Here is a 4,256-nt window from a genome sequence, read left to right as displayed (position 1 = left end):
GACTGGCGGTAGCTATAAAAGCTTTACTTAAATGGTAGTGCTAAAGTCCTTACTTTTCTCTAGAAGTCATAGGCGCTGCTTTGATTAAGCCAAAATTTTTGGCGAGCGCCGTTGTGAATCGTTGACGATCTCAAGGGATTTAGTTCGTCGAGAATAGAATTAAGTTGCGATCGCATTTCCTCTTTAGATAGTTCGAGGTTACTAATCAAATATTGAATCGTATCATAGGCGCGGGATATGGATGAATCTTGGCGATCTCCAGAACTGCCAATAGAATTACCAACGGAATTACCAACGGAATTGTTTAGAGATGCAAGTGGATTCTTACAATTGTCTGCATTGCGAGGCTCCCCCTGAAATTGCAGAATTGTTTGTTGCATATTCTCAATTACGCCATACATTTCCATCGGATCGAATATTTTTAGCAAACTCGTTTGGGTAACAATTCCCAATCCTCTTCCCCAGTCCCAAGACACTACCATCCTTCCAATTCGACGTTTTTTCATTTCTTCATGGGCAGTCCATAGCGAATCTTCAGGACTCAGCAGAAAGAGGGGAGTACTCATTACTGTTTGCGCCTGAGTTGTGGCTAAATCGATCTGAAAAGAATGAAACTGGACAATATCTCTTTCGGTGACAATACCCACAGGGCGAGGAATCCCCTCCTCAAGTTGAGCGATGACTACACAACTTACACGATGTTCTGCCATAAGATGAGCTAACTGAAGAACCGAAGTTTCTAAGGGTGCATGGATTACTTGGGTAGTCATAATATCCGCAACCCGACGAAAGCGCAGTAAATTAGCGGGGCGGAGAATATGCTGAATTCCTTCATGGGAAATCACCCCTAGCAAGCGATCGCTATCATCTACTAGCGGTAAATGTCGAATTTGATAGCGGCGAAATAAAAACAATGCCGCAAATATATCTCCTACCGATCGACGTGGCATGGTAATTAGTGGCGAAGTCATAAAGTCACCCACCTTGGCATTTTGAAAGTCTATACCTTGCGATGTAAGCTTAACTACATCCCTCGTCGTTAAAATGCCGACTAAGCTGCTATCTTGCTGTACTAAAACGCAACTCGTTCTGACTCCCAGTTGAAGGACAGGTAAAGATGTGGAACTATCTGAATTTGTGAGAGAGCAACTGGAATAATGGGATTGACTAATCATGGCGATCGCTTCGATCAAAGGCGTATCTAGTGAAACGATCAGAGGAGAATATTCAATAACACTGTTTAAATCAGGCATCCAATCAACGGGAGTATCGAATTGCATGGCAACATTAATCACAGGCATCTGGACAGATAAAAGCAGTCAAGACAAATGTAACATTTTAATTGCTTGAGTCTAAAAATATATTGAGTTTGAAGTTATATTGGTGTACGATATGACAGATGTTACAATCTATTCAATCAAAACCTTTGCTGGATATAAATTATGATCTAACAATAGTTTTTCAGAAATCTTGAGATACAGCTCATTTATTCTGATGGTTTTTGATGATTGAGTAAATCATTTCGATCCTTACTAGAGGATTTTACTTCTGAAATTCTGGAGGTTTTTCCATAAAGGCGATCTAAAACTCGTTTTACAGAAATCCGCTTCCAAGTTTGCCCTCTTTTCGTAGTATATCCCTGTTGATTCAACCAATCTGCAATCTTTTGTAAGGACTTGCCAGATTTGTGGTGGCGACGAATTAGCTCGACAACTTGAACTTCTTCGGGATCTTCCACCAATTCACCATCCAGCGATCGCAGTCCAAAGGCAGGAGAACCATAACCTGCATAACCCCCTGAAGCTGCTTTAGCCTGTCTACCGCGTTCTAGTCTTTCCCAAACAGACATATTTTCTAATCCGTTATCTGTCATGGCTGTCCCAAACAAGTAACTAAATAATCAACAAAAAATTTAATTAAAAACCAACAATACTGATTTTATTACAAAAAAGCAGTTTACGCCCCGTAGTTGCATTTCCCGACCCGTGAAAATAGTCTAAACCACTTTATGAAACATCTTTATGAAACAATAATTAAGTTCGACAACTTCTCCTATTTAAAATATTTGTAAAGGCTTGGTGGATAAGAACGTAGATCTAAGCTTCGTAACTACTCAGACTCAAAGTCTTATCATTTAGATAGATAGATAGACCGCTAACCAAAATAATAAAAATTAATAAATTATGAGCGCAGCCATTTTTATTCAAGATGCATCCGAATTTGAGACCTTACGCGTCAATACAGCACTACTCGTGGTGGACTGCACAGCAACTTGGTGCGGACCTTGTAAAGTAATTTCGCCTTTGATCGATCGATTGGCCGAAAACTATGGCGATCGCGCCAAAGTTATGAAACTCGATATTGATGCGAATAAGTCCATAGCCAAACAATTCGGATTGAGGAGTATTCCTGCGGTGATGTTCTTTAAGCAAGGGGAATTAGTGGAGACCATTGTCGGGGTCAAAACCTATGAAGAATTCAGTGAAACTATAGACAAGTACCTCTTACCTGCTCCATCAGCAAGCTAGGTTCTATGATTACCATTTTGATGATTGATGAGTCTGCGGTTGAACGGCGTAAATATTGTCGCTACCTCACTAGCGATCGCCCAAACACCTATCTGATTTTGGAAGCAGACAACTTAGACACAGCGCAAGAGCTATGTAAAACCAAAAAGCCAGCAGCAATTTTGTTAGGGTTTTCCTTAATTGATGGTAATGGCTTAAACTTCCTTAGTTGGCTGAAGCAACAAGGGCAAATATCTCTATTACCAACTCTCTTGTTGGTCAATAAAGTAGAAGAAAAGGTTGCTGCTCAATCAACTCAATTTGGTATCCAAGACTATCTGATTAAGGAACATTTATCCTCGCAGAGATTGATACAGTCGCTCGATCACTTATTAGAGCGGCTTCAGTTAATAAATACAGTTTCCGATGCATTGAAATTCCGTAAATATGCTGAGGCGAATATTTCCGAAAGTCGGGAAAGATTTAACCGCTTACTGCAATGTTCTACCGATCTGATTTGGGCAGTCGATCTGGAAATGAACCTTACTTATCTATCGCCGCAGTTTCAAGAGATATTTGGCTGGGAATCTCTGGGATGGCTCGGCAAGCCGATGATCGACCTAGTACATCTTAGCGATCGCCTAAGGTTTAACAAGAATATCGAAAAATCTTTGACAACAAGCCCAAAAAAATCCCTCCCTATCAGATTTCGCCATTACAAAAGTGATGGTAACTGTATTTGGGTGTCTTCAAAAGTTATTCCTATTAGAAATTCTCTTGGGGATATCATTGGCTTACAGGGAGTAATGAAGGATATTAGCGATCTTATTTCCTTAGCCTATGCAATTAGAGATCGTAAAGTCGCTAAAAAGAGACTGCTGGAATTCAGTCAAACATTATCGATTATCTATAAGCAATTGTCTCTATCCCAAGCAGAAAAGAATGAGTTTATATCGAAATTGAGTTGCGAACTGCGTACTTCACTGAGCATTATTTTAGGAACGGTAGAAAACTTACAGGAAGAAGTATATGTTTCCCTCAATAAAAGCCAGTTAAAGGCATTGCAAACCATTGAGAGTAGTGAAAATCATTTATTAGTTCTTATCAATGATATTCTCGATTCCTCGACTATTGATTTTGGATACTCGTAATCAGGACTTTACAGCGCAAAGCGCTGTAAGCAGTTCGGTATTGTATGGCAATACAAGAAAAACCTTGCTGGATTTGGTGTTCAATTCACAAAAGTGTGACAACACTTTTGTGAATTAGTATTATGTAAATTCGATTAATTTACCAACTTAAGCAAGCAATGCATCGAGCTTACCTTGAGAATCTAAATCATGAATAGCATCACACCCTCCAATATGCAAATCGTTAATAAAAATTTGTGGTACGGAACGTTTTCCATCAGAACCTCTCTTAACCATTGCCGATCGCGCAGTTTCATCACCATCGATCGCATATTCGGTATACTTTACTCCCTTCTTATCGAGTAGATGCTTGGCTCTGATGCAAAAAGGACACATCCGCCATGTATAAATCTCAACCTTTGCCATAACAATTATTCAGCTATTGTCTAAATGTTTAAAATCACACCTTGATTTTAACAAATCTTAATCCACAGAATTGATTACGATGGCAATGCAAGAGATAGTTAATACCAAAGCTCAAAATGGCTACGCCATTTTGAGCTTTGAAAAACCTTACTGGTTTGGTTTTTATAGCTGTCGCCAAGTGTACTAATACCAA

The 4,256-nt window shown here is 39.5% G+C and carries 5 protein-coding genes; 2 read left to right on the top strand and 3 right to left on the bottom strand.

The genetic code is table 11. The features are described from left to right. Nucleotides 1-59: 59 nt before the first annotated feature. On the bottom strand, nt 60-1,280 hold the full coding sequence (locus AC805_RS10840; RefSeq protein WP_082429466.1) for a CBS domain-containing protein: 1,221 nt from the start codon (nt 1,278-1,280) through the stop codon (nt 60-62). Between the two features lie 206 nt (nt 1,281-1,486). Then, nucleotides 1,487-1,873: a recombinase family protein gene (locus AC805_RS10835; RefSeq protein ID WP_055075450.1), complete on the bottom strand. Its 387-nt coding sequence runs from the start codon at nt 1,871-1,873 to the stop codon at nt 1,487-1,489. A gap of 310 nt (nt 1,874-2,183) precedes the next feature. On the opposite strand from AC805_RS10835, the gene trxA reads away from it, so the two are divergent. Both trxA and AC805_RS10825 read left to right on the top strand, forming a co-directional pair. Further along, nucleotides 2,184-2,528 carry a thioredoxin gene (gene trxA / locus AC805_RS10830; protein WP_055075449.1) on the top strand — a complete coding sequence of 115 codons (345 nt, stop codon included), beginning with the start codon at nt 2,184-2,186 and terminating at the stop codon, nt 2,526-2,528. A 5-nt stretch (nt 2,529-2,533) separates the two neighbouring features. After that, on the top strand, nt 2,534-3,658 hold the full coding sequence (locus tag AC805_RS10825; RefSeq protein ID WP_055075448.1) for a PAS domain S-box protein: 1,125 nt from the start codon (nt 2,534-2,536) through the stop codon (nt 3,656-3,658). A gap of 147 nt (nt 3,659-3,805) precedes the next feature. Here the strand turns inward: AC805_RS10825 and grxC are convergent, their stop codons facing one another. After that, nucleotides 3,806-4,063 (bottom strand): glutaredoxin 3, encoded by a 258-nt coding sequence (gene grxC / locus AC805_RS10820; protein ID WP_055075447.1) that lies wholly within the window; start codon nt 4,061-4,063, stop codon nt 3,806-3,808. Between the last annotated feature and the right edge of the window lie 193 nt (nt 4,064-4,256).

Source organism: Pseudanabaena sp. 'Roaring Creek' (assembly GCF_001402795.1).
Lineage (GTDB): Bacteria > Cyanobacteriota > Cyanobacteriia > Pseudanabaenales > Pseudanabaenaceae > Pseudanabaena.
The sequence above is the reverse complement of the archived record's forward strand: the minus strand, read 5'-3'. Positions and strand labels throughout refer to the sequence as shown.

Coding starts and splice junctions, on each gene's coding strand:
- AC805_RS10840 (WP_082429466.1), bottom strand. CDS start 1,280: ATGCAATTCGATACTCCCGTTGATTGGATGCCTGATTTAAACAGTGTT.
- AC805_RS10835 (WP_055075450.1), bottom strand. CDS start 1,873: ATGACAGATAACGGATTAGAAAATATGTCTGTTTGGGAAAGACTAGAA.
- trxA (WP_055075449.1), top strand. CDS start 2,184: ATGAGCGCAGCCATTTTTATTCAAGATGCATCCGAATTTGAGACCTTA.
- AC805_RS10825 (WP_055075448.1), top strand. CDS start 2,534: ATGATTACCATTTTGATGATTGATGAGTCTGCGGTTGAACGGCGTAAA.
- grxC (WP_055075447.1), bottom strand. CDS start 4,063: ATGGCAAAGGTTGAGATTTATACATGGCGGATGTGTCCTTTTTGCATC.